The 24,321-nt window shown below is 63.6% G+C and carries 20 protein-coding genes; 4 read left to right on the forward strand and 16 right to left on the reverse strand.

Annotated features, from left to right (window positions below):
* Positions 1 to 210: 210 nt before the first annotated feature.
* From ligD to AC3IR3_RS16930, 4 genes are all read right to left on the reverse strand, one after another.
* Positions 211 to 1,077, reverse strand: coding sequence for a non-homologous end-joining DNA ligase (gene ligD, locus AC3IR3_RS16915; RefSeq protein ID WP_489193826.1), 867 nt, complete (start codon positions 1,075 to 1,077; stop codon positions 211 to 213).
* Positions 1,078 to 1,305: 228 nt separating this feature from the next.
* On the reverse strand, positions 1,306 to 3,225 hold the full coding sequence (locus AC3IR3_RS16920; protein WP_489193828.1) for a CocE/NonD family hydrolase: 1,920 nt from the start codon (positions 3,223 to 3,225) through the stop codon (positions 1,306 to 1,308).
* Positions 3,226 to 3,315: 90 nt separating this feature from the next.
* On the reverse strand, positions 3,316 to 4,215 hold the full coding sequence (locus tag AC3IR3_RS16925; RefSeq protein WP_489193829.1) for an endonuclease/exonuclease/phosphatase family protein: 900 nt from the start codon (positions 4,213 to 4,215) through the stop codon (positions 3,316 to 3,318).
* A gap of 134 nt (positions 4,216 to 4,349) precedes the next feature.
* On the reverse strand, positions 4,350 to 4,559 hold the full coding sequence (locus AC3IR3_RS16930) for a hypothetical protein (RefSeq protein WP_207906826.1): 210 nt from the start codon (positions 4,557 to 4,559) through the stop codon (positions 4,350 to 4,352).
* Between the two features lie 279 nt (positions 4,560 to 4,838).
* On the opposite strand from AC3IR3_RS16930, the gene AC3IR3_RS16935 reads away from it, so the two are divergent.
* The 4 genes from AC3IR3_RS16935 (at position 4,839) to AC3IR3_RS16950 (ending at position 10,449) form a co-directional block, all read left to right on the forward strand.
* Positions 4,839 to 5,852, forward strand: coding sequence for an NADP-dependent oxidoreductase (locus tag AC3IR3_RS16935; RefSeq protein ID WP_489193832.1), 1,014 nt, complete (start codon positions 4,839 to 4,841; stop codon positions 5,850 to 5,852).
* A 139-nt stretch (positions 5,853 to 5,991) separates the two neighbouring features.
* Positions 5,992 to 8,643 (forward strand): autotransporter family protein, encoded by a 2,652-nt coding sequence (locus AC3IR3_RS16940; protein ID WP_489193834.1) that lies wholly within the window; start codon positions 5,992 to 5,994, stop codon positions 8,641 to 8,643.
* Between the two features lie 481 nt (positions 8,644 to 9,124).
* Positions 9,125 to 9,916, forward strand: a complete 792-nt coding sequence (locus tag AC3IR3_RS16945; RefSeq protein ID WP_489193836.1) for a TIGR02117 family protein — start codon at positions 9,125 to 9,127, stop codon at positions 9,914 to 9,916.
* Positions 9,913 to 10,449 (forward strand): DUF6630 family protein, encoded by a 537-nt coding sequence (locus AC3IR3_RS16950; protein ID WP_489193838.1) that lies wholly within the window; start codon positions 9,913 to 9,915, stop codon positions 10,447 to 10,449. The genes AC3IR3_RS16945 and AC3IR3_RS16950 overlap by 4 nt, the downstream gene beginning before the upstream one ends.
* Before the next feature lie 56 nt (positions 10,450 to 10,505).
* Here the strand turns inward: AC3IR3_RS16950 and AC3IR3_RS16955 are convergent, their stop codons facing one another.
* The 12 genes from AC3IR3_RS16955 to kdpB form a co-directional block, all read right to left on the reverse strand.
* Positions 10,506 to 11,021 (reverse strand): nuclear transport factor 2 family protein, encoded by a 516-nt coding sequence (locus AC3IR3_RS16955; RefSeq protein ID WP_489193839.1) that lies wholly within the window; start codon positions 11,019 to 11,021, stop codon positions 10,506 to 10,508.
* Positions 11,022 to 11,221: 200 nt separating this feature from the next.
* On the reverse strand, positions 11,222 to 11,812 hold the full coding sequence (gene ssb, locus AC3IR3_RS16960) for a single-stranded DNA-binding protein (protein WP_489193841.1): 591 nt from the start codon (positions 11,810 to 11,812) through the stop codon (positions 11,222 to 11,224).
* 295 nt (positions 11,813 to 12,107) lie between these two features.
* Positions 12,108 to 12,626, reverse strand: a complete 519-nt coding sequence (locus AC3IR3_RS16965; RefSeq protein ID WP_489193843.1) for a fimbrial protein — start codon at positions 12,624 to 12,626, stop codon at positions 12,108 to 12,110.
* A gap of 69 nt (positions 12,627 to 12,695) precedes the next feature.
* Complete coding sequence (locus AC3IR3_RS16970; protein WP_489193845.1) at positions 12,696 to 13,211, reverse strand: fimbrial protein; 516 nt, start codon at positions 13,209 to 13,211, stop codon at positions 12,696 to 12,698.
* Positions 13,212 to 13,221: 10 nt separating this feature from the next.
* Positions 13,222 to 13,755, reverse strand: coding sequence for a fimbrial protein (locus AC3IR3_RS16975; RefSeq protein WP_489193847.1), 534 nt, complete (start codon positions 13,753 to 13,755; stop codon positions 13,222 to 13,224).
* A gap of 28 nt (positions 13,756 to 13,783) precedes the next feature.
* Positions 13,784 to 16,372, reverse strand: a complete 2,589-nt coding sequence (locus tag AC3IR3_RS16980) for a fimbria/pilus outer membrane usher protein (RefSeq protein ID WP_489193848.1) — start codon at positions 16,370 to 16,372, stop codon at positions 13,784 to 13,786.
* 112 nt (positions 16,373 to 16,484) lie between these two features.
* Positions 16,485 to 17,099, reverse strand: coding sequence for a fimbrial biogenesis chaperone (locus AC3IR3_RS16985; protein WP_489193850.1), 615 nt, complete (start codon positions 17,097 to 17,099; stop codon positions 16,485 to 16,487).
* Between the two features lie 219 nt (positions 17,100 to 17,318).
* Positions 17,319 to 17,888 (reverse strand): fimbrial protein, encoded by a 570-nt coding sequence (locus tag AC3IR3_RS16990; RefSeq protein ID WP_489193852.1) that lies wholly within the window; start codon positions 17,886 to 17,888, stop codon positions 17,319 to 17,321.
* 269 nt (positions 17,889 to 18,157) lie between these two features.
* On the reverse strand, positions 18,158 to 18,865 hold the full coding sequence (locus tag AC3IR3_RS16995; protein ID WP_243649243.1) for a response regulator: 708 nt from the start codon (positions 18,863 to 18,865) through the stop codon (positions 18,158 to 18,160).
* Between the two features lie 14 nt (positions 18,866 to 18,879).
* Positions 18,880 to 21,552, reverse strand: coding sequence for a DUF4118 domain-containing protein (locus tag AC3IR3_RS17000; protein WP_489193854.1), 2,673 nt, complete (start codon positions 21,550 to 21,552; stop codon positions 18,880 to 18,882).
* 52 nt (positions 21,553 to 21,604) lie between these two features.
* Positions 21,605 to 22,195, reverse strand: a complete 591-nt coding sequence (gene kdpC / locus AC3IR3_RS17005; protein ID WP_489196954.1) for a potassium-transporting ATPase subunit KdpC — start codon at positions 22,193 to 22,195, stop codon at positions 21,605 to 21,607.
* An 83-nt stretch (positions 22,196 to 22,278) separates the two neighbouring features.
* A complete protein-coding gene (kdpB, locus tag AC3IR3_RS17010) occupies positions 22,279 to 24,321 on the reverse strand; it encodes a potassium-transporting ATPase subunit KdpB (RefSeq protein WP_489193855.1) in 2,043 nt (680 codons plus the stop codon).

Here is a 24,321-nt window from a genome sequence, read left to right on the forward strand (position 1 = left end):
GCGATGGACGCCCTAGAGAAGAGCCCGGCCGGGAAGACCGATACCACACGATGGGCGCGTGCGATGAAATTATGGCGCTTATCCGGCGGGGTGGAAAGCCCTGAGGTTGCTACGGAGCGGCATCGCCGCTCTGTCGGCTTTCGCGGACAGAGTCCGCTCCCACCGGAGCCGGTTTTCTGGTGGGAGCGGACTTTGTCCGCGATGGACGCCCTAGAGCAGCTTCCCCAACACCTGCCGCAACGCCGCCATCCCCTCCCACGGATCTTCCGGCAAATCCCGCGCCCGCTTCAACGCCCGCTTCAATCCAAACGCCCCACCCGTCTTCAACCGCCCGATCTCCTCCCATCGCACCGGCATGGCCACAGGCGCACCGGCACGCGCGCGCAGCGACCATCCGGTCACGCTCGTCGCACCTCGCGTATTGCGCAACCAGTCGATGAAGATCAGCCCTTCGCGCTTCGCCTTGCTGGCTTCGGCGATGTAACGCGCCGGCCGCTTCGCCACCAACGCATCCGCCACGCTTTCGCAGAACGTCTTGACCTCGCGCCACGACGGTCCGCGCTGGAACGGCGCGACGACATGCAGTCCCTTGCCGCCCGACGTCCGCACAAAGCTTTCCATTCCGGCGCCGAGCAATACATCGCGAATATCCCGTGCCGCCGCGGCGACCGTTTTCCATTCCACATCCTCCGCCGGATCGAGATCGAAGATGAGGCGATCCGGCTTGTCCGGATCGTCGACCCGTGCGCCCCAGGGATGAAACTCCAGCGCGTTCATCTGCACCAGTTCCAGCACGCCTTCGATGCTGTCGACGTAAATGTATTCCGCCGGATCGCCGTCTTTCTCGGTGAGCTTCACCGCTGGTACGTGCGCGCCCAAGGTATCGGCATGATGTTTCTGGAAGAAACACTGACCTTGCGCGCCGTGAGGACAACGCACCACCGACAACGGGCGGTTCACCAGTTCGGGTAGCAGCCAGCGCGCGACGGCGGCGTAGTAATCGGCGACGTCCTGTTTGGTGATATCGCCCTCGGCATATACCACGCGCTCGGGATGCGTGACCTTGAAGCTCGCCATGGCAGAACTCCGGGACGTGAGCCTGGGTGCGGAGAATAGCGCCCGGTCACGTCGAGGTAATGGCAATGGGTGAAAAGCGGAGGTGGGGGGTGGGAAGTGGGGGCGCGTTTCCGGCGAGCGCATGAGGGGACTGGTATCGCCCGGCGGACATAACGCCTGCTTGGCGCATGTCGTTCCCTCAGGCGACCGCCGGAAACGCGCCCCCACTTCCCACCCCCCACCTCCGCTCTAAGGCACCACCGGCAGCTCGATCGCGCTCGCCTTACCCGGCGCATGCCATACCTGCTGCGTCGCCTTGACGTAGTCGGTCGGCTTCGCGAAGAAGATGTTCGGCACGTAGGTCTGCGGATTGCGGTCGTACAGCGGGAACAGGGAGGATTGAATCTGCACCATCACCCGATGGCCCGGCTTGAACACGTGGTTGGCGGTAGGCAGGCCGAACCTGTAGAGCAACGGTTCGTTCGACGCGAGCGCCTTCGGCGTTTCGAAGCTCTCGCGATAACGGCCACGGAAAATATCCATGGACACCGCCAGCTCGTATCCGCCCATGGCCGGGTTGGACGCCATGGTTTCGGGATAGACGTCGATCAGTTTGACGACCCAGTCGCTGTCCGTACCGCTGGTCGCGGCGTAAAGATTGACCTGCGGCACACCGGAAATACGCAGCGGTTCGGTCAGCGGCTCGGTGACATAGGTGAGCACGTCGGGGCGGCCGTCGACAAAGCGCTGGTCCTGCACGAGCCAGGTGGTCCACGACGTGCGGTCGCCGAAGCGTACCGGACGCGGCACGTACGGCACCGGCTTGGCGGGATCGGATACATAGTCGTCGTGCTCGGGCTGCCCCGCCGCCGGCGCCGTGAACGACAGGCCGCCGGACGCGTTGAGGTAAAGCGGCTTCGGTTTCGACTTGCAGCCTTCGGCACAGCTGAGCGGCCAGGACTTGAAGCGGTCCCAGTGATTCTCGCCCGTGTTGTAGATCAGTACCGGCGGCGTATCGGCGCGCGGCGCACCGTCCACCAGGTACTGGTCGAAGAACGGCCGCAGCACGTCGCGACGGAACTGCAACGCTGTATCGCCTTCGAACTGCAACGCGCCCAGCGAAGCCGCGTCGTAGTTCACCTGGCTATGCCGCCACGGTCCCATGACCAGGTAATTATGGTCGTTACCCTTGTCCTTCGGCTCCATCGCTTCGTAGCTATGGATGGCACCCCACATGTCCTCCTGGTCCCACAGGCCTTGCAGCCACATGGTCGGCACTTTCAGGGGCTGTTTGGCCATGACCTTGTCCAACGCCTGTCCCTGCCAGTACGCATCGTAGGACGGATGCTCGCTGACCTTCTTCCAGTAAGGCAATACGTCCATGCCGGTGAGCCGCGCATAGTCGCCCGCCGAACCGGCGGCAAGGAAATTGGTGTAGTCGTCGTAACCTTCGCGCGCGGCCGTCGAGCCCTTGCCACGCGCCGTGGTCTGGCCGATGAAATAATCGAAGTTCGTCTGGCGGAAGGCCCCGTAATGGAACCAGTCGTCACCCATCCAGCCGTCGACCATGGGGCTTTCGGGCACCGCGACCTTCAGCGCGGGATGCGGATTGACCAGCGCCATGACGACGGTGAAGCCCTCGTACGACGAGCCGATCATGCCGACCTTGCCGTTGGATTCGGGCAGGTTCTTCACCAGCCAGTCGATCGTGTCGTAAGCGTCGGTCGAGTGATCGACCTCGCTGGAATTCAGCGGCCCGCGCAGGGGGCGCGTCATGACGTAATCGCCTTCCGAACCGTACTTGCCGCGGATGTCCTGGAAAACACGGATGTAGCCGCCATCGACGAAGACTTCGTCGCCCTGGGGCAGCAGGTCGCGCATCTTCGGCGATTCGAGGCGCGCGGCCCGGCCGCTGGCGTTGTACGGCGTACGCGTGAGCACGATCGGCGCGTGCTTCGCTCCCTTGGGTATCACGATGACGGTATGCAGCTTCACGCCGTCGCGCATCGGGATCATGACGTCGCGTTTGACGTAATCGAGATTCGCGGTCGGATTGTCGAACTTCGCCGGAATATCCGGCGTCATCGGCGGTGTCTGCGCGGCGGCGAGCGATGCGGCAAGCGCGGCGGACAAGGCAAGCATAGGCAACAACGTGCGACGAACGGTCATTGAAGTTCCTCTGTAACGATGGGACGGACACGGCCCCTACCGCGTCCGTCGATGCATGCTATCGGGGCTTCCCAGCAGTCTTGCGAACAGTCACCGCGTCAGCATGATCGACACGGGGCAGTGGTCGGAGGGATGTTCCGCTTCCGGCACGCCATAGGTGAACTCGTTGAACGACCCCGCGACCATACGCGTGCTCGCCGCGCGATTCATCACGAGATGATCGATAAAGTCGGGATATTTCGCCTCGCACGTGGCCGAATGTCCGGCCGTCGCGTCGACGAGGTTGACGCCCGGGGTACTGCGGCCGAGGTCCAGCCACACGCGATCGCCGGGCAGGTCGAGTCGACGGTTCCAGTCGCCCAGGATGACGAAGGCGGCGCCTTCTTTCTCGCGCTCGCCGATCCATTTCTGCAGTACGGGCACCTGATCGAGCAGGACCGGGCAGGCACTGCCCTGCTCGCCCTTGAAACAACCACTCTTCAGGTGGACACCGAGCAGGCGAAGCGGCTGACGGTCTTCGATGGTGATGTCCACCCCCCAGCGCAGGTCGGGATTGCCGACGCCCAGTTCGCGTACGTCGTCGTGCCGGGTGAACGGGATGCCGTTGCGAATGGCGAAGCCCACATCCTGCTTCCGGATCGTCAGGCCATCGCGCGAACCGCCGCACGCACCGTGGCGGCCACTGTCGGGCCGATCGGAAAACACGACATGGTATTTGTCGGGCGTGAACACCCGTGCCGCGGCTTTGGCGGTTTCCACTTCTTCGAACGCGATGACGTCCGCGTCCATCTGGTCGGCATAGCGGCGCATCGCCGCATAGTCCGACTCCGTGCGCGGACGGCAGCCCGTGCCATCGGCCTCGGCCAGATGCTCCATGTTCCAGGTAACGATTTTCAGAGGGGTAGCGGGTGCGGTCGTGCGCACCGGCGCATGGCAGCCGGCAACGAGAACGGCCAGGCCACAGAAGAGGGTCAGACGGAAACGGGACATGCGTGCTTTCACCCTGATAGTAATCGGGTGATCGTGCCCCATTCAGATGCTGGTGGAAACCGGCCGAAAGTCCCGGTTACCGCGTTGCCGATCCAGCCAAACCTGCGCGAAGCGAACTTCGCGCAGGTTTGTTCTTACTTGGCCGCGGTGGAGCTGGGTGCCGGCGTTGCTGCCGTACCGGTAGCCGCAGGCGCCGTTTCGGGTGCCGCAGCCGGTGCCGCAGGAGCGGCGGTGGATGCCGCAGGCGGCGTGGCCGCTGCCGGCGGCGTGTCTTCCGTCTTACTGCAGCCGGCCAGCAGGGCGGCCGCGACCAGGGCAAGGGCTAAGGTCGATACAGTCTTCATGATGGCTCCTCTTAATTATCCAAATAGGGACAGGCGCGGCGTCTCGACATACACCAGACGGCGCGTATTCCACGGCGAATCGCCGCGCCTGCCTATATACCATGCCACGAATACCGTTCCGGGCGACAGATCGTTCGGTGTAAGCCGTTCAGACATGGGTGAAGGTTTCGAGACGGCACGATCACCGGACAAGCCCGCCCCGCAGTGCTATATCTCCCGCCTGCGAGGCGCCAGAGGCCGGTCGTGGCCGCCATTGTTTTCGACACAGGAGGTCGTTTCATGCTGTTAAACCGTCAGTTACGCCTGAAAACCCGCCCCGAGGGCCTCGTTCGCCGCGAGGATTTCGATCTCGTCGAGGAAACGACACCCGAGATTGCGGAGGGCCAGACGCTGGTCCGCGTGCTCTATCTGTCGATGGACCCCACGAATCGCGTGTGGATGACGGATAAGCCGCAGTACATGCCGCCGGTCGCCATCGGTGAAACCATGCGGGGGCTCGGCCTTGGCCGCGTCGTCGCCTCCCGTTCGAATCATTTTGCGGAGGGCGACCTCGTTCAGGGGCTGCTCGGCTGGCAAGACTATGCGGTCATCGACGATAAGCAGGCGAAACAGTTCGCGAAGCTGCCATCCCATCCCGGCGTACCGCTGCCTACCCTGCTTGGCGCGTGTGGCTTCAGCGGACTCACGGCCTACTACGGCCTGACTGAAATCGCCCCCGTTCAGCCCGGCGAGACCCTGGTCGTGTCCGCTGCTGCCGGCTCGGTCGGCTCGATCGCCGGACAGATCGGCAAGCTCAAGGGTGCCCGCGTCGTCGGGATTGCCGGTGGCGCGGACAAATGCCGCTACCTCACCGATGAGCTGGGCTTCGATGCCGCCGTCGATTACAAAGCGGAGAACTGGAAGCAGGCTCTTGCCGACGCGACCCCCGATGGCGTCCACGTCAACTTCGAAAACGTCGGCGGAGCGGTGATGCGCGCCGTCCTCGGACGCATGGTCAACGGTGGACGTGTCGCGTTGTGCGGGCTCATCGCCAACTACAACAGCAGCGAAAAGCCCAGCGACGATTACAGCATCATCATCGTCAAGCGCCTCACCGTCCGCGGTTTCCTTGCATTCGACTTCCCCGACAGCCAACGCGCGGCGGGCGAACTCGTCGGCTGGGTCAGGGACGGCCGCATCAAGGCCGAAGAAACCGTGGCGGAGGGATTGCCCAACGCGCCGGTCGTATTGAATCGCCTGTTCGACGGCACCCATCGCGGCAAACTTGTACTGCGCGTGGCGGACGACATCTGAGCCGGACACCATGCACTACTAATTCGGAGTAAAAATTCAGACTAGTCGTATTCGTCAACGCGGGCTCGCCCCTTAGTTTGCAGCGTTTAGCGCAAACCAAGGATGACGAATGCAACACGGACTACAACGATTAAGTGTATTGGTCCAATCCGCCGCACTGCTGCTGGCACCCGGCGTCAGCTTGGCGAAAGACGAAGGCCTGGTGGTGGACGGCGAGCGCGTTTATCTGCTTGAAGGGGCAGACGTAGACGACGATGGCGTCCACGCCCTGCACGTGCTGAACGGTGGCAGGGCTTTCTCGACCGACCTCGACTTCGTCGCGCACGGCTCCCAGGCCAATGGACTGCGCGTACTGCACGACAGTAGTCTGGCGCTACTACAGGGTGGCGTAGTTCATACACACGGCGACGTGGCGGATGGTGTTCTGGTCGGCCGCGACGGCCCGGTCCCCGTTGGGGGACGAGTGGAGTTGCGCAATGTCGACGTGCATACCTGGGGAAGCAGCTCCGCGGGCGTGAAGACTGTCGGCGGTGCGCAGGCCTGGATGTACCGAAGCACCATCGGCACCCACGGCATCGGCGCGTACGGCCTCGCGGTCGGCGCGGGCTCGCGTGCGTTCGCGGAAAATACGACTATCCACACACTGGGAGACAAAGCCTATGCCATCGATATCACCGGCCCGAACGCCAGCGTCGAGCTGCGCGACACGACGCTCGTCACCGAAGGTAACGCGGCGGAAGGTATTTACCTGCTCGACGGCGCGTCGGCGAGCCTGGCAAACGTAACGATCGGTACCACGGGCGAATTCAGCTACGGCATCAATGCCAATCGCGGCACACGAAATCTGATACTGAACGGCAGCCGGATCCTGACGACCGGCGCGAGTGCTACCGGCCTGTGGGCGTATATGGCTGGAAACGTCGACATCGAAGACAGCAGCATCCGGACGACGGGCACGGGTGCGCATGCCCTGCACGGCCAGGGTGGAAGCAAATTGCATGTATTCCAGAGCGAGATCGCGACCGAGGGCGAGAAGTCCTGGGCGGCGGCCATCGCCGAGGGGGCATCGCTGAAACTGGTTGGCAGCACCCTGATAAGCGAACGCTATGGCGCTATCGTCGCCGTCGGCGCCTCCGCCATCGACGCGACAGCAGGTGCGCGCATTATCGGAGGCAACGGTACGCTGTTATCGGTCGGCGGAACCGCCGACGCTCCGCTATCGGTAACGATGAGCGGCGGCGTCTTTGCCAGTGGCGATATCGTCGGTCGCGGAGCGACGCCCGACGGCGAACGCGTCGTGCTTTCGCTGGACAACACCTCGCAATGGACCGGTGCGAGCCGCATTCTGGATAACCTGTCCCTGACCCAGGGCAGCCATTGGACGATGACGAACGATTCGCGCGTCGGCAACTTGCGCGTCGACGGCAGCGCGATCGTCTTCGCGCCACCGATCGACGGCCAGTTCCGAACGTTGCGCGTCGATGGCGATTATGTCGGCAACGATGCATTCCTTCGAATGAACGTCGCACTGGCCGGCGACGACGCGCCGGGCGATCTTCTCCAGGTAGCAGGCAATACGTCCGGACGCACGACGATTGCCGTCGACAACGCGGGCGGCGTGGGTGGCCTTACCCTGCGAGGCATCCGGCTCGTCGGCGTGGATGGCACGTCGACGGGCGAATTCGTTCTGGGCGGTCGGGCCGTTGCCGGCGCTTACGAATATTTTCTGGTGAAGGGCGACACCCTGCGCGCGGGCGATGGCGACTGGTATCTGCGTTCTACAGCGCCGACCGATCCTGGCCCGGATCCCGAGATAGGTATCAGCCCCGATCCGGCCATCGACCCGCCCGTCACGCCTCCGCCGCCCTATGTCTGGCGCCCCGAAGCAGGCACTTATCCAGCGAACCAGCGAGCGATGACCGACATCTTCCACACGTCGCCGCACGACCTCCGGGGCGATGTCACCGCACAGGGCACATGGGCACGCATGGACCACGACCATGCCACGTACGACGCAGGTGAACAGCTGGCGACGACGAGCAATACCTGGTCGCTTCGCATCGGTCGCGATCTGGCGCACTGGGAACGCCGCGGCCTGGGTATCGCGGGCGTCATGCTGTCCACCGGACAGGCGCATACGAGTACCTATTCGCATATCAGCGGATATGCCTCCCGCGGCAAGGTGCGCGGTGCGGCACTCGGCGTCTACGCAACATGGTACGCGGACCCGGCCGCGATCGAAGGCTTTCGCGTCGATGCATGGACGCAGTATGCGCACTTCAACAACAGCGTCGAAGGTTCGGGACTTCCCCGCGAGCGCTATAGCGCCGGCACGCTCGACGGCTCGGTCGAAACCGGATACGCGTGGCCCGTTGCCGCATCGGGAACCACAACCATCTTCGTCGAGCCACAGGCGCAGCTGACCTATATCGCAATCGACGGGACACCTCACCGCGAAGCCCAGGGCACCCTCGTCGTCTTCGACCATGCGGCGGGCATGTCGTCGCGCATCGGCATGCGTATCCACGCTCGCCATATCCTGCATAACGGAACCGTCATCCAGCCTTTTCTCGGCTGGAACTGGCTGTATCGTCAGCGTTCGCTGGATCGCATGACCTTCAATGGCGAAGACGTCGCCACGGGCGCACCGGGTCGCAGGCATGCGGTCACGGCGGGCCTGGAAGCCCGTCTGGCCGGACATTGGTCCCTCTGGACGAACGTCGAGTCCAGCGTCGGGAAAAGCCATTACCTCTCGCTGGGCGGGGCGCTGGGTGCGCGCTATTCGTGGTGACGACGATCCATCGCCACGCCTCACGTGCCCCCTCACCGTCGTCCCTGCGCAGGCAGGGACCCAGTGCAGTGCATGGGGTTGTCGCGACCACCCTCGATCAGCTCTTCGCCGTAGCGCCGTGCATTGTTACGCATCGCACAGAGCCTGCCGCTGCCCTCGTCGCGCCCACGTCGCGCAATCATTGCCTCGCCCTTCCCAACTCACGCGCGCTCCTACCGGTCGCGACGAGGGCAGCGGCAGGCTCTTCCGGATGGTGGGGCGTGTTGGGGCAAAGAGCGGCCGTCTTGCGCCCATAATAATTCGCACGCAGCGCGTTTGAGCGCGATGGCATCGAGGTCGCAGGAGTGCTGAATCAACGTACTCGCGAAAACCCACTACACCGCACTGAATTCCTGGCTGCGCAGGAACGACAGTGAGGGGCGTGTAAGCTTATCGAATGTGACAGACGCCTGATTTGTCAGCCAGCGGAGGACACCGGTCGATGCATCCGAGGACGAGATCGCCGGAAAAGAAGTCTCCTTCCGGTGCGACAACCGGCACCCGGCTGCGCTCGATCCTGTGGCGCGGCATGCTCGCCATTCTGCTGCTTCCCGTCGTCTACCTCGTCGCCGCGCCGGTGTTGGGCTGCCTTTCCGTCAATCGCGACTGGCACGACGCCGATCGGGGTATCACCGTGTGGTTGACGACCAACGGCGTGCACGCCGGTCTGACCATGCCCATTCGCAACGAGTCGATGGACTGGACGGAAATCTTTCCCGAACGTCCGCCTGACCGTCCATCGGGCTCTTCGCCGGAGGTCGTGACGGTTGGCTGGGGCGACCGGACCTTTTTCCTCAACGTGCCGACGTGGAACGATCTGGATGCATCGACGGCGCTTTACGCGCTGAGCGGTCTCGACCGGACCGTGATGCATGTCGAATACGAAAAGTCGCCGGTTCCGGGGCCGGATGCGATGGCATTGACGCTTACGCCGGAGGCTTACGGAAGGCTCGTCGCTTTTATTCGTGCAAGTACGACGATGGATGCCAGTGGCCGCGCTGTCCCGATCGAGGGGCATGGCTACGGGGAGAACGATGCGTTTTACGAGGCGCAGGGCCACTACAGCCTGTTCACGACCTGCAACCAGTGGGTCCGCGACGCGCTTTCGGCGGCAGGCGTACGCGCTCCCTGGTGGGCACCGTTCGACAAGCCGCTATTCTGGCAGCTGCGCCGGGACGCTTCCGGCGATAATACGTTGCCCGGCGTGCCGCCCCCATCAGTGATCCGATCATGACTTCATTCGACGACGATTTTGATTCCGAACACGACCTCGACCACGATGAGGAGAGCGGCGATCCGGTGGAGGCACGCATCTGGCATTTGCTGCTCCTGATCAATCCCGGCGACGAGGACATGGCGATGCAGCAGTTCGCGGCGTATCGCGAAGCCATGACCGAGGCGGCTGAAGAGACCGATCCGGTCGAAGTGATCGCCCGGATCATCGACTGGCGCTCGGGTTTCCAGGTGGACGCCGACGATACGCATGCACTGGTGCAGGCTGTCGACGAACTGGCATCGCGCTGGAATCTGTCGATCGACTGGAATGGCGATCCGGACGACGACGATTTTCACGACGACATGGACGCGGCGTCGTTGTTTTCTACCGCCTACGATTACCTCGCCCAGTTCGGTTACACCTTATGGGCATGGGAAACCGACGAAGGCAATTACGCCGGATGGATCACACAGACCCGCGACAACGAACCCATGCGCGAACTGGCCACTGACCTTCGCATCAATATGCGACTGGGAAGCGACGTAACGTAAGGTCGCCAGCAGACGATGCGTGTGGCACGCGTCCCTGCGCCCGGCACACGTCGGAATCAGCGCATCTTCGCGGGGTCGAGCCTGACGGAGTAAAGCATCGCACTGATCTTCCAGCCATCGCCCGTATTCACCAATTGCCAGGTTTCGCTGCCGTCGTTGGTCTGCTTGCCGTCGAGGAAGAAGGCGTAATCGAAGTACACCGTGGCGATGGTTCCGTCCGTATCGATACGCACGTTGGAGAATTTTTCCTCCGGCGGTTTCGGGCTGGTGCTGACGAAATCGGCGAATTTCCTGTAATTGTCGGGCGCCACTTTCGGCACATCCGGACGCTTCGCCTTCAACGCCTTGTAGGTTTCATCGTCGTATGCCGATAACCACGTGCCGTTGTCCGGCAGGAACAGGCTCCTCAGTTTGGCGCCATCCTTCGCGATGATAGCCAAGCGGAACGTATCCACCAGTTGCTGGATCTGCGCTTTGGATGTCGTGTTGTCGGGTCGCGGGGATACGTCGGAGGCGGTAGCCGTGCCGATCGTTCCGATCAGCGCTACCAGGGCAAGACAGGTAAATTTCATGCGTCGCTCCACGGTTGTCGGGTTTCCGGGGATCGATTAAGCATCGGCCACTGCCTATGTATCCAGCGCCAAGCGACCAGTCGTGCATTCCCTGCGGCAGACGGGTGACGGAACGGTCTGTCCCCTGATATGGAAGGAACAAAAAAGCCCGCCATAGGCGGGCTTTGAGATGTAACGCAACACGTCTGCCGCAGCAGGATTCAGAACGGAATATCGTCGTCGTCGAAGCCTTCGTTGCTGACCGGAGGGGGTGCCTGGCGCGTCGGGGCGCCGCGGTCGTTGCCACCGCGCGACTGGCCGTAGTCGTCGCCGCCGCGGTTACCGAAGTTGCCGCCACCACCCGAACGCTGACCACCGCCACCACCAGCGGGGGCGCCGCTGCGAGCTTGCTGCGGGCGGGCGTTGCCCTGGCCGCCACCGAAGCCGCCACCACCACCGCCGCCTTCCGCGCCGGCGTTGCCGCCGAGCATCTGCATTTCGTTGGCGATGATGTCGGTCGAGTAGCGCTCGACGCCGTCTTTATCGGTGTACTTGTCGGTGCGCAGCGAACCTTCGATATAGACCTGGCGGCCCTTCTTCAGGTATTCGCCTGCGATTTCGGCCAATTTGCCGAAGAGTTTGACGCGGTGCCACTCGGTGCGTTCCTGCTTCTCACCGCTCGCCTTGTCGGTCCAGGCCTCGGACGTGGCGATGCGCAAACTGGTGATCGCCGTACCGCTGCCGGTGTACCGGGTTTCCGGGTCCGCGCCGAGGTTGCCGACGATGATGACTTTATTTATGCCGCGTGCCATGGATTTCCCTCGTTTGCTGTCTGTTCACCGCGACCCGAAGGACGAACCGGCGTCGAGTCCGCCCATCTAACCACGCTCGCCCTGCTGGGGTCGACGGGCTGGGCGGATCGGACCGGTCATTTTCCGGTATCCGTCCGGGGCCTGCAAACGGTCGCCCGGAAACGGCCCCAGAGCGCGGCCTCTGAGGTTGCCCGACCCGGGTCGGCGGGTCCAGAGGCATGGATGAGGAAGACGAAGGGCTTCGCGGGTGTCATTCGCAAGCCCGGCCCGCGTCCCATCGGTGACTGGCCGGCCGTCAGGCGAAATCGATGAATACGACAATGCAGGCTTTGGCGTCGCCCACTCCCAGCGCGCCGATGCGACGGTAGCGCACACGGAGCCCAAAGCGGTTTCCCTGACTGGCGGGCATCCAGGTCAATGGCGCGCTGGCATCGTTGGGCAGGATGGCCTGGCCGTCCTGCGTCTGCAGTTCGATGGCCACGCCTTGCGATCCGCCGGACGCGAAGAAAAGCTCCGGATGGCCTTCGGTTGCGGCGGTTGGTGCGTTGAAGGTCATCAGAACCTTTTCGACAGCGAAGCAACCTGTCGTCACGATATCGCCCGACACCCAGCTACTCGTGTCACCCACCTCAGGTAGCGACGACGCGGAGACATCGCCCAGCTCGAACCTTACGTCGCGCGACTGGTCGAAGCCGCAACTACCCGTCAGGCGTCCCTGAACCCTGGCGTCAATCCGGTCCGCGGGAGCGGCATGGAGGAGTGAGGCACCCATGGGCAGGACGCTCAGGGCCAACCTCAGCGCGGCAATTTTCATATCAATCCATTGATGAGTTTAAAAGTGGACGTTCCCTGCGCGTCGACCGATCGCAAACGACGCAAACGATCAGTCGAACGTCATGCCCACGGTTACCGTGGCGTCGGCGTGGCCGGGGGTCATATCGCGCACACGCTTGTAGCGCGCGCGGTAACCGAACTCTCCCTGAGCGGGCAGAGGATCCCAGACCACCGGCTGAGGGGATCGGGGCACGACGGGGCGACCATCCGCGGTCTGCAGTTCGATAGCGATGCCTCGCGAGGCATCGTCCACGGCGAACAGATTCGCGTCGTCGACGTCAGGCACGCCGTCGAAACTCATCAGCACACGGTTTACCGCATCGCACGCCGTGGCGCGAAATGCCCGATCGACCCACGGACCGGGCGCACCGACGGCAGGGAGTTCGCTCGCCTTGATCTGGCCGAGAGGTATCTTGAGGTCCGCCGTCTCGAACGTGCATCCGCCGACGATGCGGCCACTCACCCAGAGATTGACGCTCTCCGAGGTGCCCGGCTGCACCAACGCACCGGCGTTCGACGCGAACGAAATCGCAGGGCATGCGATGGCAATAGCGATCGCGAGCACTCCCGCTCCGCTAGTCATAGGTAATGTCCACCGTGATCTGGGCGTTGGCTACGCCGGCTTTCATCTCACCCGTGCGCACATAGCTCGCCTTGAACGGGTACTTGCCGCCGTTTGGCTGAGGCGCCCAGTTAAGGCTGGCCCCCGGCCTGACTTGCCTGCCATCCCTCGTCTGGAGATTCACGGCAATGCCTTCGGCGCCACCGGAAGCGAGAGCGAACAGGTCGGGATAGCCGGGTTCACCCGTGCCAGAGAACGCCATCTTTACATTCGTTACACCGTGGCAACCCGTCGACTCAATGGCGTTCTCGGCGTTGCCCACTTCGGTGCCCACCTGGAGGAAATCGCTCGCTTTTACATCACCGATATCAAACAGGATGTCGGTCGTTCTGAAGCCGCAACTGCCGATCAGATTCCCGGTGACGGCAAAGTGGAGCTGGGGACCTGGCGTGGATGCAAGTGTGGGTAAGGAACACGAACACAGTGCCAGCAGAATCAGGCCCGATGCGTGCAGTCGTCGCGACAGGGCGTTGCTTGGATGAATCATGGACAATGCTTTCCTTCGAGCGAACGGATTAGTGCGCACGAGCCGTGGCAACAGGCGTCGTTCGCGTACACGATGATGTGACGGTGGTAAGCGTCTTACCGGATGTCTTTGGCAGGTCGGCAGGCAATGCGATTTCGCAGTGCTGACCGGCGCCGTCGCCCCAACGCACGGTCAGGCTGAGGCTATCGCCGCCGTCGCGTACGAAGATGCGGCCGCCCTGCCCCACGACACCCACCACCTGCCCCTGGTGATCGAGCACTTCGGCACCGAAGGGTAGCGACAGGCCGTCATCGGCACGCGCCTTGACCAGCAGAGCACGTCCATTGACCGTCTCATACTTCACCAGCACAACGGCGCCGCGACGGGGTGCAACGCGTTGACTGGTTGCTTTTATTTCCACATCGAGCGATGTGCCGACGGGGTCGACCGCGACCTCGTTCATCTGGTATGGCGTGAGATAGGGAACCACACCGTAGCCACGACGATCGAGCTTCGCACCGCGCGTGTTGGAGAGCATGGCGCCTTTCGCATCGGGCGCGTGGGCAATGGCGATCGTTTCGCCAAGCGTCTGTGCCAGGGTCACGCCTCCGCCATGCACCACGAGACCACCTGAAGCGCTCGCCGACACGGTACGAATCTCGCCGTCGCTACTGGCTCCGAGGGATACGTCCGCCACAGGCGCCGCGTAGCTCCCGGTTGCCTCGACCGACGTCCGGCCACCACGGCGCGTGGCGCTACCCGCGTAACTGTATTGACCCATGCTTCCAGCGGTTCCGCTGATACCGGCTCGCACGTGCCTGCCGCCCGACGTCTCGTGCCCCACTTCCGAGGACAAATAAGGGGAACGCGGAGCGCTACCGAGAGGTAGCGACAAGGTAAGCTGGGCACGCGTTTCCGTGCGGCCCCTGCCGGTTGTCGCCAGTGCCGTCCGTACCCGCTGGACACCGATACCCACGGTCGCCGAGCGGATCGTCGTGGTGTATCCCGCGGAGTACGTGACCGAATTTCGTTTCGCATTCCAGAAGCTCTCCGCCGAACCGGAAAGAAACAGCGAACCACGCTGGTCGCCCAACGACTGATTGAGCGTCAGTTCGAAGCGACTGCGGATGCGCTCGTAGTCGTGGATGTCGTTTCCCTGCCGATACAACGAACGCAGACGGTTGGCATCAAGAAGACTGAGATAGCTGGCGGTGGAATAACGGTACGCGCCAAGGGCGAAGATCGTGCCGCTTCCGGAAAACGTCTTGCTGTAACGGAGCTGCACACTATGACCATTGGACACACCGAGACCGGGCACGTTCGCCCGCGCATAGGTGATATCGGCCGATAACGCGCCGATGCGCGAGTTGAACGCCGCACCGAACTGATATGCGCCATAGCCACGCGACATCACGCCGCCAAAATAACCCGTGACGTTGTTACTGATACCGTGACGTAGCGTGGCCTGCGCGATATAAGGCCGCTCCGCCTGCTCCACTTCGTTCAGATGACCGGCACTGACGGCATAGTCCGTCTGCCCTTCCCGCAAGAGATTCGGCGTTGCCGCATACGGCACCTTGAACTCGACGCGACGACCGTCTGCCTCGATCACGGTCACGTCGAGGTCGCCACCGTAACCCGTCGGATAAAGATCGTCGATGACGAAAGGGCCAGGAGGCACGGTGGTTTCATAAAGATTGATACCGCGCTGCGTCACCGTTACCCGTGCATTCGTCGCGGCCACGCCTCGAATGACTGGCGCGTAGCCGTTGCGCGATCCCGGCAACATGCGCTGATCCCTGGCAAGTCGCACACCCCGCACGCGGAGGCTGTCGAACATGCTGCCGTCGGTATAGGTATCGCCGAGGTATAGCTGCGCGCCCACCGCGGGAAGGTCGCGGTGCACGTAACTGGCATTCTTCTGGTAACGGATACCGTTGCCAGAGGTTGCGTTCAACGTTCCGGTATGACGAAACTGCCAGCCGCGCAGATTGGCCCCTGCATCCACACCGAGATATGACGTCGTCGTGGAACTGCGACCTGTCGTCGTGCGATAGGCGTTGGCCCGATAAGACAGCAGGCCGGCATCGATACCCGGATCCCACAGTTCGGGAGGCACGTAACCGCGCGGCAGACGATTGACGTAAACCTGGGGAACAGTGAGTTCGAGCGTCTGGTCCGAGACGTCGAAGCTTGCCGTGGCGCCGGGAATGATCCGGTCGATGGGCTCGCATGTCGAGCTGTCGCCACGGGGCGCGGCAAGGGTCACGTCGCCCGCTTTGGCTCCGTATTCAACGAGCCAGCTTCGCTCGATACACGGACTGGCGCCTTCGTTGTCGCCGACGACGGCAAAACGCACATCGCGTCGTCCCTTTCGCTCGCCATTGAAGTACACGTCCACGGAATAGATGTCGGGCAGTACGACATTGGCCCGGCCAAAGCGCGATACATCGGCGGCAGCGCGGCTACCCGCCGGAAAGAACCGGCTGTCGAACTCAACCGCTTCGTCGTTCGCGTTCGTTTCGGCGGCAACGGCCGTGCCGCTGACGCCCGCGAGAAGCGCAGCATGGATAAAAGCGCCGAGAACATGCGGTCGTTCCGCATGTCTCGGGGTATTGATGCTCAGTCGCGGTCGCATTGTGTCCAGTCCATTAGTCATTCGCGGCGGTCGCGCAGGCGCGTCCGGTCCACCGCAGTTAGCGGCCGAGCAGGGAACTTGCTTACGGCGCCGATGGAGCGTCGGCAGGTCGTTAGTGCGTCAGAGGCGCGATAGCGGAAACCATCGCACCGTAATCGTTGATCGTCTTGAACTCGACGGTGAGTTCTTTTGCGGAAGCATCGACACCGACGATCGGAAAACGAGTTTTCTCGCCCGGCGAAACCATTCCACCACCGGCTTCGCGCTTGGCGAAGCGCTGGCTACCGGATACCAGGGCGACGTCGCTGAACGTGACGTGGTACGGCGTAGGGTTGGTGACTTCGAGCTGGACTTCCTGGCCTTCGCGAATCAGGGTCCAGGTGAGTCGCTCCGGCGCTTCGACGGATGCGTAGGCCAGATTTTCCGGTCGGTAAAACAGCTTGATCCGGATACGAAACGCGAACTGCAGAATATTCTGCCCCTCGGCATTTTTCGGTTTGGGTGGAACCTCGAGAACGTTGAGCCAGAACAGGGTTTCCTTGTCCGCAGGTAACGGCTCGCCCGTGTGGATGAGGCGGATCGAGTGCCCCTTGCCCGGCTCCATACGAAAGATGGGCGGGGATAGCGTGAAGGGGGCATCCGCCGTATCGGGAGTGGACCGTTCGTCGCCATTGTCGACCCATGCCTGCACCAACGCGGGATCGGCGGCCTTGTTCTGCAGTCTCACTGTCACTTCCCGAGCTTTCGCCGGAAAAACGACACGTGTACCGCCAATAATGACGCCTGCCCATACGGGCAAGGAAGAAAACGCAAAAAAGGCGGCGGTGCCGACGAGGACGATAAATTTTCTATAGCCAGGCATGGTTCGTATTCCTTGATCCAGATGGGGCTCGCCGCACATGCGACGAGCCCCGCCGCGCGAACTCGCGCGGATCGACGAAATCGATCAGTCGAATGTCACGTTGAAACCAATGCGGCTGTTCGCCGTACCGGGCACCACCGGGTTAGTCAGATCGCTGCGATAGCGGGCGATGAGCGGAATGACAGCCGTGTGATTCGCGACAACGACCGGGTGCGACCGCTCGGTGAACATATGAATGGGCTGATCGTCATCCTGGTTGGCCACTTCGATCTGTACCCCCGATGCCGCGCCGGTACCGGTGTCGATATTCAGACGCCCGGTCGTCGTGTCGAGAAGCGGGCTGCTGGTATCGAAACCGACCTTTGCCAGTTTGCCGTCCTCGCATCCGGTGTCGTTTGCGCCACCTACCGTGATGGTGAAACCGCGATCGCCCGCCGCGCTACCCGGGGTTGCCAGCTTGGCGACCGGTACGCCGCCAAGATTGACCGGAACTCTCGCCGCGTTTCCGCCCGGCGGATGCCCTTCGATGAGGCAGGTGGACGTGGTGAGGGAACCGGTGAATTCGATGGTGCCGTCAAGATCGGCGCCGACGGCGGTAAAGCTGGTCGCGCCCAGCGTGATGGCGATAGCCAATGTAATGGTTGAGATTTTCATGGTGAATCCTGCAATAAAGGAATGATCGAAGCTGTGCGGACAGGGAGAGATCGATCCGCGACGCCTCGATGAGAAGTATCGGGATCGCGACGCCCCGCGCCGATAAGGCAATTCTGAAAATTCGGCGCAATTAAAAGTGCGGGGCATGGGCACCACCCGTGGGCTCCACGAACGCAAGTCGCACAAAGCCGTCGTAACCGCCCGCGCAAGGGTCGGTCGTCGTATTCGAAGGCTATGTATGCGCGGCCGGGCGAGCCCGCGTCTTCCGATCAGCCCGTACCGAGAAACCGGTAGCCGACGCCCGCTTCGGTCTTCAGCCAGACGGGCGATGCGGGATCGTCGCCAAGCTTCTGCCTGAGCTTCCCCACGACGATACGCAGGTAGTGGGTGTCTTCGACGTGGGTCGGCCCCCACAGGTCGCGAAGCAGGTGCTGCTGGGTCACGACGCGGCCCCGGTGCGCGATCAGCGCGGCGAGCACGCCGTACTCCTTCCGCGTCAGCGCTAGCGGCTGCCCGTCGAGACTGACTTCCCGCCGCGCGAAATCGATATGCAGTCGACCGTCGTCGTAGACCGGCGATGCGATCGCGCCATCGGGCGCTTTTTGCCGCAGGAGCACCCGTAGCCGCGCCATCAGCTCCTGAATGCCGAAAGGCTTGGTGACGTAGTCGTTGGCGCCGGCGTCGAGCGCGCGCACCTTCTCGGTTTCGCTGTCGCGTACGGAAAGCATCAGCACCGGGACCTGCGACCACTGCCGCAGTTCGGCCAGCACATCGTGCCCTTCCCTGTCCGGCAAGCCGATATCCAGAATCACCAGGTCCGGCGTCCGCGTCGCGGCCATGGCAAGGCCTTCGGCAGCGTTGGCCGCGAGCAGAACCTCATACCCCTGCGCACGCAGGCCGATGTCGAGAAAGCGACGGATCTGCGTTTCGTCGTCGATAACGAGGACACGGGGAGCGGCATTCATACGGGCAGCCATGAGACGGAACGTCCCTATTGTGGCGCGGATTCGGGCGAACCGGACGTCATGGGCAGCGAGATACGGATCGTCGTGCCCTGCCCCCCGGCTCCGGGCAGGGCTTCCACGGCGCCGCCGTGCGCGCCGATCATGCCGCGGCAGATGGCAAGGCCCAGACCGGTACTGTGCGCGCCGCGATCGCCCCGGGCCACCGAGTAGAACATGTCGAAGATACGGCGACGCTCGTCTTCCGGGATGCCCGGCCCACGGTCGCTGACGTCGATCAGCAGACGCTGGTTCTCCATGCGCGCAAGGAGACGAACAGCCTCGTCCGGTGGCGAAAACTTCGCCGCGTTCTCCAACACGTTGAACAGCGCCTGCTCCACCAGGGCGGGATGAACGTAAAGCAGCGGAATGTCCGGGGCGACCGTTGCCTCGACATGCGTATCGGGAAAAGGGGATCTCAGGCGCGACGTGGCCGAAGCGACGACTTCGTGCAGATCGACCCAGTCCCGATTGAGCTTGAGTCCGCCATGCCCCAGGCGGGTCATGTCCAGAAGATTCTGGATGTAACGATCGAGCCGCTGCCCTTCGCCCAGAATGGCATCGAGCAATTCGCGTCGTTCGCCTGCGGGAACCGAATCCCAGTAAGCGGCGAGCGTGCCCGCCGAACCGATCATCGATGCCAGCGGCGAGCGCAGGTCATGCGAAACCGACGACAGCAACGCATTGCGCAATCGCTCCGTTTCGCCCTCGAGACGGGAGCTTTCCAGCTCGCCGGACAACCGCACACGCTGCAGCGCCTGCCCGATATCCTGCGCCATGGCCAACGCCAGGCTCCGGCGTTCGATGTCCGGTTCGGACTCGCCGGGTGCGAAACGAAGCGCGAGTACGCCGACGCTCGGTTCGCCGCCAAGGGGAAGAACCCAGCTGGCGGAGGCGTTGAGCGTGTCCGTGTAACGGCCTGCCGGCTCGCGATGCCGGTCGCTCCAGTCCGCGGCAGCGCCGTCGTGCGTATCCAGTTCGAAACGATGCGGCGAGGCGGCGCCGACGCGCATGGTGCCGTCGGCCTCACGTACCAGCACCGCGGCGGTGCAGCGAAGCGAACGCGAAAGCGCATCGGCACCGACCATGCGAACGCTATCCGCATCGGTACTGGCGGTCAGTCGCTGGCCCAGCGAAAGCAGTGCGCGACTTTGCGCATGCGCGCTGCGTAACGCCTGCACCTGACTGGACAGACGCGTGGCGAGCCGGCTGCATACCAGCGCCGCGACAAGGAACAGGCATACGGCGAGCAAGTCGTCGAGATTGCTGATCGCAAGCGTGTAACGCGGCGGAGCGAAGAAAAAGTTGTATCCGAAGAAGCACAACAGCGCGGTGTAGACCGCCACGGCCATACGCGTCCTTACCGCGACGATCAGCACGGCGGTGAGAAAAATCAGCGACAGGTTGGCGACGGAAAGATAGCGATCGGCGACAAACGACAATCCGAAGGCGATCAGCGCCGCCACGGTCGCGAACACGTACTCGCCCCGCGAACCCTTGCCGCCGGGCATGCGCAGGCGACGCCGCGCGACGGCGCGCTCGCTGGGTGTCGCAATGATCGTCAATTCGAGATGCGCGCCGCGGCGAAGCAATTGCTGCGTGAGCGACAAACCCAGAAAGCGCGCGATGGGACGCTCGCGCGTACGTCCCAGAACGATTTGCGCCACGCCCTCCCGATCCGCATGGGCAAGTAACTCGTCCGCTACCGCATGGCCGCGCAATACGACGGCATCGCCACCCAGCCGCCGCGCCAGGCGCATGGCGGCATCGATCGTCTCGCGACGCTCGACCGACAACGTCGCGCCGGTGTCGACGAACGCGATAGTCCAGGGCGTGCCGCGACGCTCCGCGATACGTCGCGCGACGCGGACCAGGTAGTCGCTGTGCGGATAGCCGTCGATGGCCGCGAGAACACGGCGGCGCACCGGCATGGCTCCGCCATGGGCAAGCATCTGCTCGCGCAGTTCGCTATCGACGTGCTGCGCGACCGTTTCGACCGCCAGCTCGCGCAACGCCGCCAGGTTCGCCGGCGAGAAAAAAGCGTTCAGCGCATGATTCGCCGTATCGGGCAGATACACCTTGCCCTGGCGCAACCGTTCGATCAGTTCGCGAGGCGGCAGATCCACCAGCACGATGTCGCGCGCGCGGTCGAGGAAAGCATCCGGAACGGTTTCGCGCTGCGCCACGCCGGTAATCCGGCGGACCTGATCGTTCAGGCTTTCGACGTGTTGCACGTTGAGCGTGCTGTAGACGGCGATCCCCGCCTCCATCAGCTCGGCGATATCCTGCCAGCGCCGCTGGTGACGACCGGCGGGAAGGTTCCGATGGGCCAGTTCGTCGACGAGGATGACGGCCGGTTTCCGCGCGAGCGCGGCGTCCAGGTCGAACTCGCCGAATCGACGACCCTGATAGTCCACGGCAAGGCGCGGAAGCACCTCGAGACCAGCCAGCAACGCTTCCGTATCGACGCGGCCATGGGTTTCCACCAACCCCACCACGACGTCGATGCCCTGCCGCTTCAGCTCGATTGCCGCCGAGAGCATGGCGTAGGTTTTCCCCACGCCGGGCGCCGCACCCAGGAAGACCTTGAGGCCGCCACCACGCGCGTCGTCCACGACATCCAGCAAGGCGTCCGCGCGAGCGCTTCGATCGTTACCCGTCATGCGATGGCGTCCCGGGATGGCATGCCGGCATGGTAGCCCACACCGGTTGCCTTCATGGCGTCGCCCGATCCAGTGCCAGGTTCGCTTCCAGTACGTTGACACGTGCCTGGCCGAGGACGCCGAACGTCGGCTGACGCGTGCTGGCGGCAACAGCAGCGCGTACCCGGTCCTGGCCGATGCCGCGTGCCCGGGCGATACGCGCCACCTGCACATCGGCCGCGGCGGGCGAGATATCCGGGTCGATGGACGAGCCCGAAACCGTCACCAGATCGACCGGCACGGCCGACGGCGCGATACCTTCGCGCAGAGCCACTGCCGCGGCGCGTTCCGAGATCGCCTTGCGGAGATCCGGATTGCTGGGCGCGAGATTGCTGCCGGCCATGGTCAGCGTGTCGTAACCCGCCGCCGAAGGGCGCGGCGACAGATAGCGGTCGCTGACGAACGGCTGCGCGACCAGCGCGCTTCCGACGACGCGACCCTGGCTACGCAGCAGGCTGCCTTCGGCTTGCGCCGGAAACAGCGCGTGACCGGCCAGCGTGGCGACCAACGGATAGAGCAGTCCGCAGATAACGACGAAAACCACGGCGAACGCGATGCTCGGCCAGACCACGGAGGGACGTCGCGTCGCGCTGTCGCCGCTCAACGTGCCGGGAGCACCATGCACCGAGGGCTCGACGTCGATGCCGTCGTCTTCGAGGTAGTAGTTACGGGAATTCATGGAAAACCTCACGCGCCCAGCAGGGGCGACAGCAGTAGATCGATGGCCTTGATCGCGATGAAGGGCAGCACGACACCGCCCGCTCCGTAGATCAGCAGGTTCCGGCGCAGCAACGCTTCCGCGCTCATCGGCCGCACGCGCACGCCGCGCAGTGCGAGTGGAATCAACGCGGGAATGATCAGCGCATTGAACACCAGTGCGGAGAGAACCGCGCTGGTCGGACTGGCCAGGTGCATCAGGTTCAGGGCACCGAGTGCGGGAATACTTCCCGCGAAAATGGCCGGAATGATGGCGAAGTATTTCGCCACGTCGTTGGCCAGCGAAAACGTCGTCAGCGCGCCACGGGTGATCAGCAACTGCTTGCCGATCTCCACCACCGCGAGCAGCTTGGTCGGATCGGAATCCAGGTCGACCATGTTGCCGGCTTCGCGCGCCGCCTGCGTGCCCGAGTTCATGGCAAGGCCGATATCGGCCTGTGCCAGCGCCGGCGCATCGTTGGTACCGTCGCCGACCATCGCGACCATACGGCCGCCGGTCTGCTCGTCGCGGATGCGCTGGAGTTTGTCCTCCGGCCGCGCCTCTGCCATGAAATCGTCGACGCCCGCTTCGGCGGCAATGGCCGCGGCGGTGAGTGGATTGTCGCCCGTGATCATGATCGTGCGCACACCCATGGCACGCAGCTGGGCGAAGCGTTCGCGCACACCGTGTTTCACGACGTCGGACAACGCGATCACGCCAAGCAGACGGCGATCGTCCGCCACCACGAGCGGCGTGCCGCCGGCGCGAGCGATACGCTCCACGGCCGTCGACAGGTCGCCGGGAATGACCATGGCGCGCGCACTCGCCCATGTATGCATCGCGTCGCTGGAGCCCTTGCGAAGGACGCGGCCATCGGGGAAATCGACGCCGGACATGCGCGTCTGCGCGGTGAACGGCACGAATTCGCCGCCGCGCCCTTCGATGACCGAACCGCGTTCGCGGGCCAGATGGACGATCGACTTGCCTTCGGGTGTCGGGTCGGCCAGCGAGGCGAGCAACGCGGCGTCGCGCAGTTCCACGTCGCGCACATCGCCGACCGGAACGAAAACGGTCGCGCGGCGATCGCCGTGCGTAATCGTGCCTGTCTTGTCGAGCAGCAGAACGTCGATATCGCCAGCCACTTCGACCGCCTTGCCCGACTTGGCGATGATGTTCGCCTTCAGCGCGCGATTCATGCCCGCGATGCCGATGGCCGGCAGCAGACCGCCGATCGTCGTAGGAATCAGGCAGACCAGCAGAGCGATCAGCAGCACGACATCGGCTTTCGCGCCGACGAAGGCGGCCTGTCCGGGCAGCGTTGCCACGACGGCGAGGAACACGATCGTCAACGCGGACAAAAGCACGGTCAGCGCAAGTTCGTTCGGTGTCTTCTGCCGGCTAGCACCTTCCACGAGCGCAATCATGCGATCGAGGAAGCTGTCGCCGGGATCGGTCGCGACCTCGACGACGATGACATCGGAAAGTACCCAGGTGCCACCGATCACACCCGACCGGTCGGTGCCAGCTTCGCGCAGCACGGGGGCGGATTCGCCGGTAACGGCCGCCTCGTTGATGCTTGCGACGCCTTCGACCACATCGCCATCGGCGGGAATGGCTTCGCCCGCCGAGACACGGACGCGATCGCCGCGACGCAGCTGGGTCGCCGGAACGATGTCCTCGCCGCCATCGGCACGAACACGTCGCGCACTCAGTTCGGCGCGCGTCGAACGCAGACTCTGCGCCTGTCCGCGCCCTCGTGCTTCAGCGACCGCTTCCGCAAAATTCGCGAACAGTACGGTCAACAGAAGAATGAACGTTACAGCGGCGGAAAATCCAAAAGGCTGAGCAGTAAAGGCCGCATGTAAGGTGAACGCGGCACAGATCACCGTACCGACCGACACGGTAAACATGACCGGATTGCGCGCCGCGGCACGCGGCGCCAGTTTCGCGACACTGCCGATAACGGCTTCGCGCAGGGCGGTCGCGTCCAGTGTTCCCCGCGTAGCGGTGGATTGGGAGACGGAGCTATTCAT

The organism is Luteibacter sp. GL_149, from assembly GCF_057834065.1.

Excerpts from the sequence above, each read along its gene's own strand:
- AC3IR3_RS16920 (WP_489193828.1), bottom strand. The coding sequence starts at position 3,225 with ATGACCGTTCGTCGCACGTTGTTGCCTATGCTTGCCTTGTCCGCCGCG.
- AC3IR3_RS16965 (WP_489193843.1), bottom strand. The coding sequence starts at position 12,626 with ATGAAAATTGCCGCGCTGAGGTTGGCCCTGAGCGTCCTGCCCATGGGT.
- AC3IR3_RS16935 (WP_489193832.1), top strand. The coding sequence starts at position 4,839 with ATGCTGTTAAACCGTCAGTTACGCCTGAAAACCCGCCCCGAGGGCCTC.
- AC3IR3_RS16945 (WP_489193836.1), top strand. The coding sequence starts at position 9,125 with ATGCATCCGAGGACGAGATCGCCGGAAAAGAAGTCTCCTTCCGGTGCG.
- ligD (WP_489193826.1), bottom strand. The coding sequence starts at position 1,077 with ATGGCGAGCTTCAAGGTCACGCATCCCGAGCGCGTGGTATATGCCGAG.
- AC3IR3_RS16990 (WP_489193852.1), bottom strand. The coding sequence starts at position 17,888 with ATGAAAATCTCAACCATTACATTGGCTATCGCCATCACGCTGGGCGCG.
- kdpB (WP_489193855.1), bottom strand. The coding sequence starts at position 24,321 with ATGAATAGCTCCGTCTCCCAATCCACCGCTACGCGGGGAACACTGGAC.
- AC3IR3_RS17000 (WP_489193854.1), bottom strand. The coding sequence starts at position 21,552 with ATGACGGGTAACGATCGAAGCGCTCGCGCGGACGCCTTGCTGGATGTC.
- AC3IR3_RS16995 (WP_243649243.1), bottom strand. The coding sequence starts at position 18,865 with ATGGCTGCCCGTATGAATGCCGCTCCCCGTGTCCTCGTTATCGACGAC.
- AC3IR3_RS16950 (WP_489193838.1), top strand. The coding sequence starts at position 9,913 with ATGACTTCATTCGACGACGATTTTGATTCCGAACACGACCTCGACCAC.
- AC3IR3_RS16975 (WP_489193847.1), bottom strand. The coding sequence starts at position 13,755 with ATGATTCATCCAAGCAACGCCCTGTCGCGACGACTGCACGCATCGGGC.
- AC3IR3_RS16925 (WP_489193829.1), bottom strand. The coding sequence starts at position 4,215 with ATGTCCCGTTTCCGTCTGACCCTCTTCTGTGGCCTGGCCGTTCTCGTT.
- AC3IR3_RS16955 (WP_489193839.1), bottom strand. The coding sequence starts at position 11,021 with ATGAAATTTACCTGTCTTGCCCTGGTAGCGCTGATCGGAACGATCGGC.
- AC3IR3_RS16980 (WP_489193848.1), bottom strand. The coding sequence starts at position 16,372 with ATGCGACCGCGACTGAGCATCAATACCCCGAGACATGCGGAACGACCG.
- ssb (WP_489193841.1), bottom strand. The coding sequence starts at position 11,812 with ATGGCACGCGGCATAAATAAAGTCATCATCGTCGGCAACCTCGGCGCG.
- AC3IR3_RS16930 (WP_207906826.1), bottom strand. The coding sequence starts at position 4,559 with ATGAAGACTGTATCGACCTTAGCCCTTGCCCTGGTCGCGGCCGCCCTG.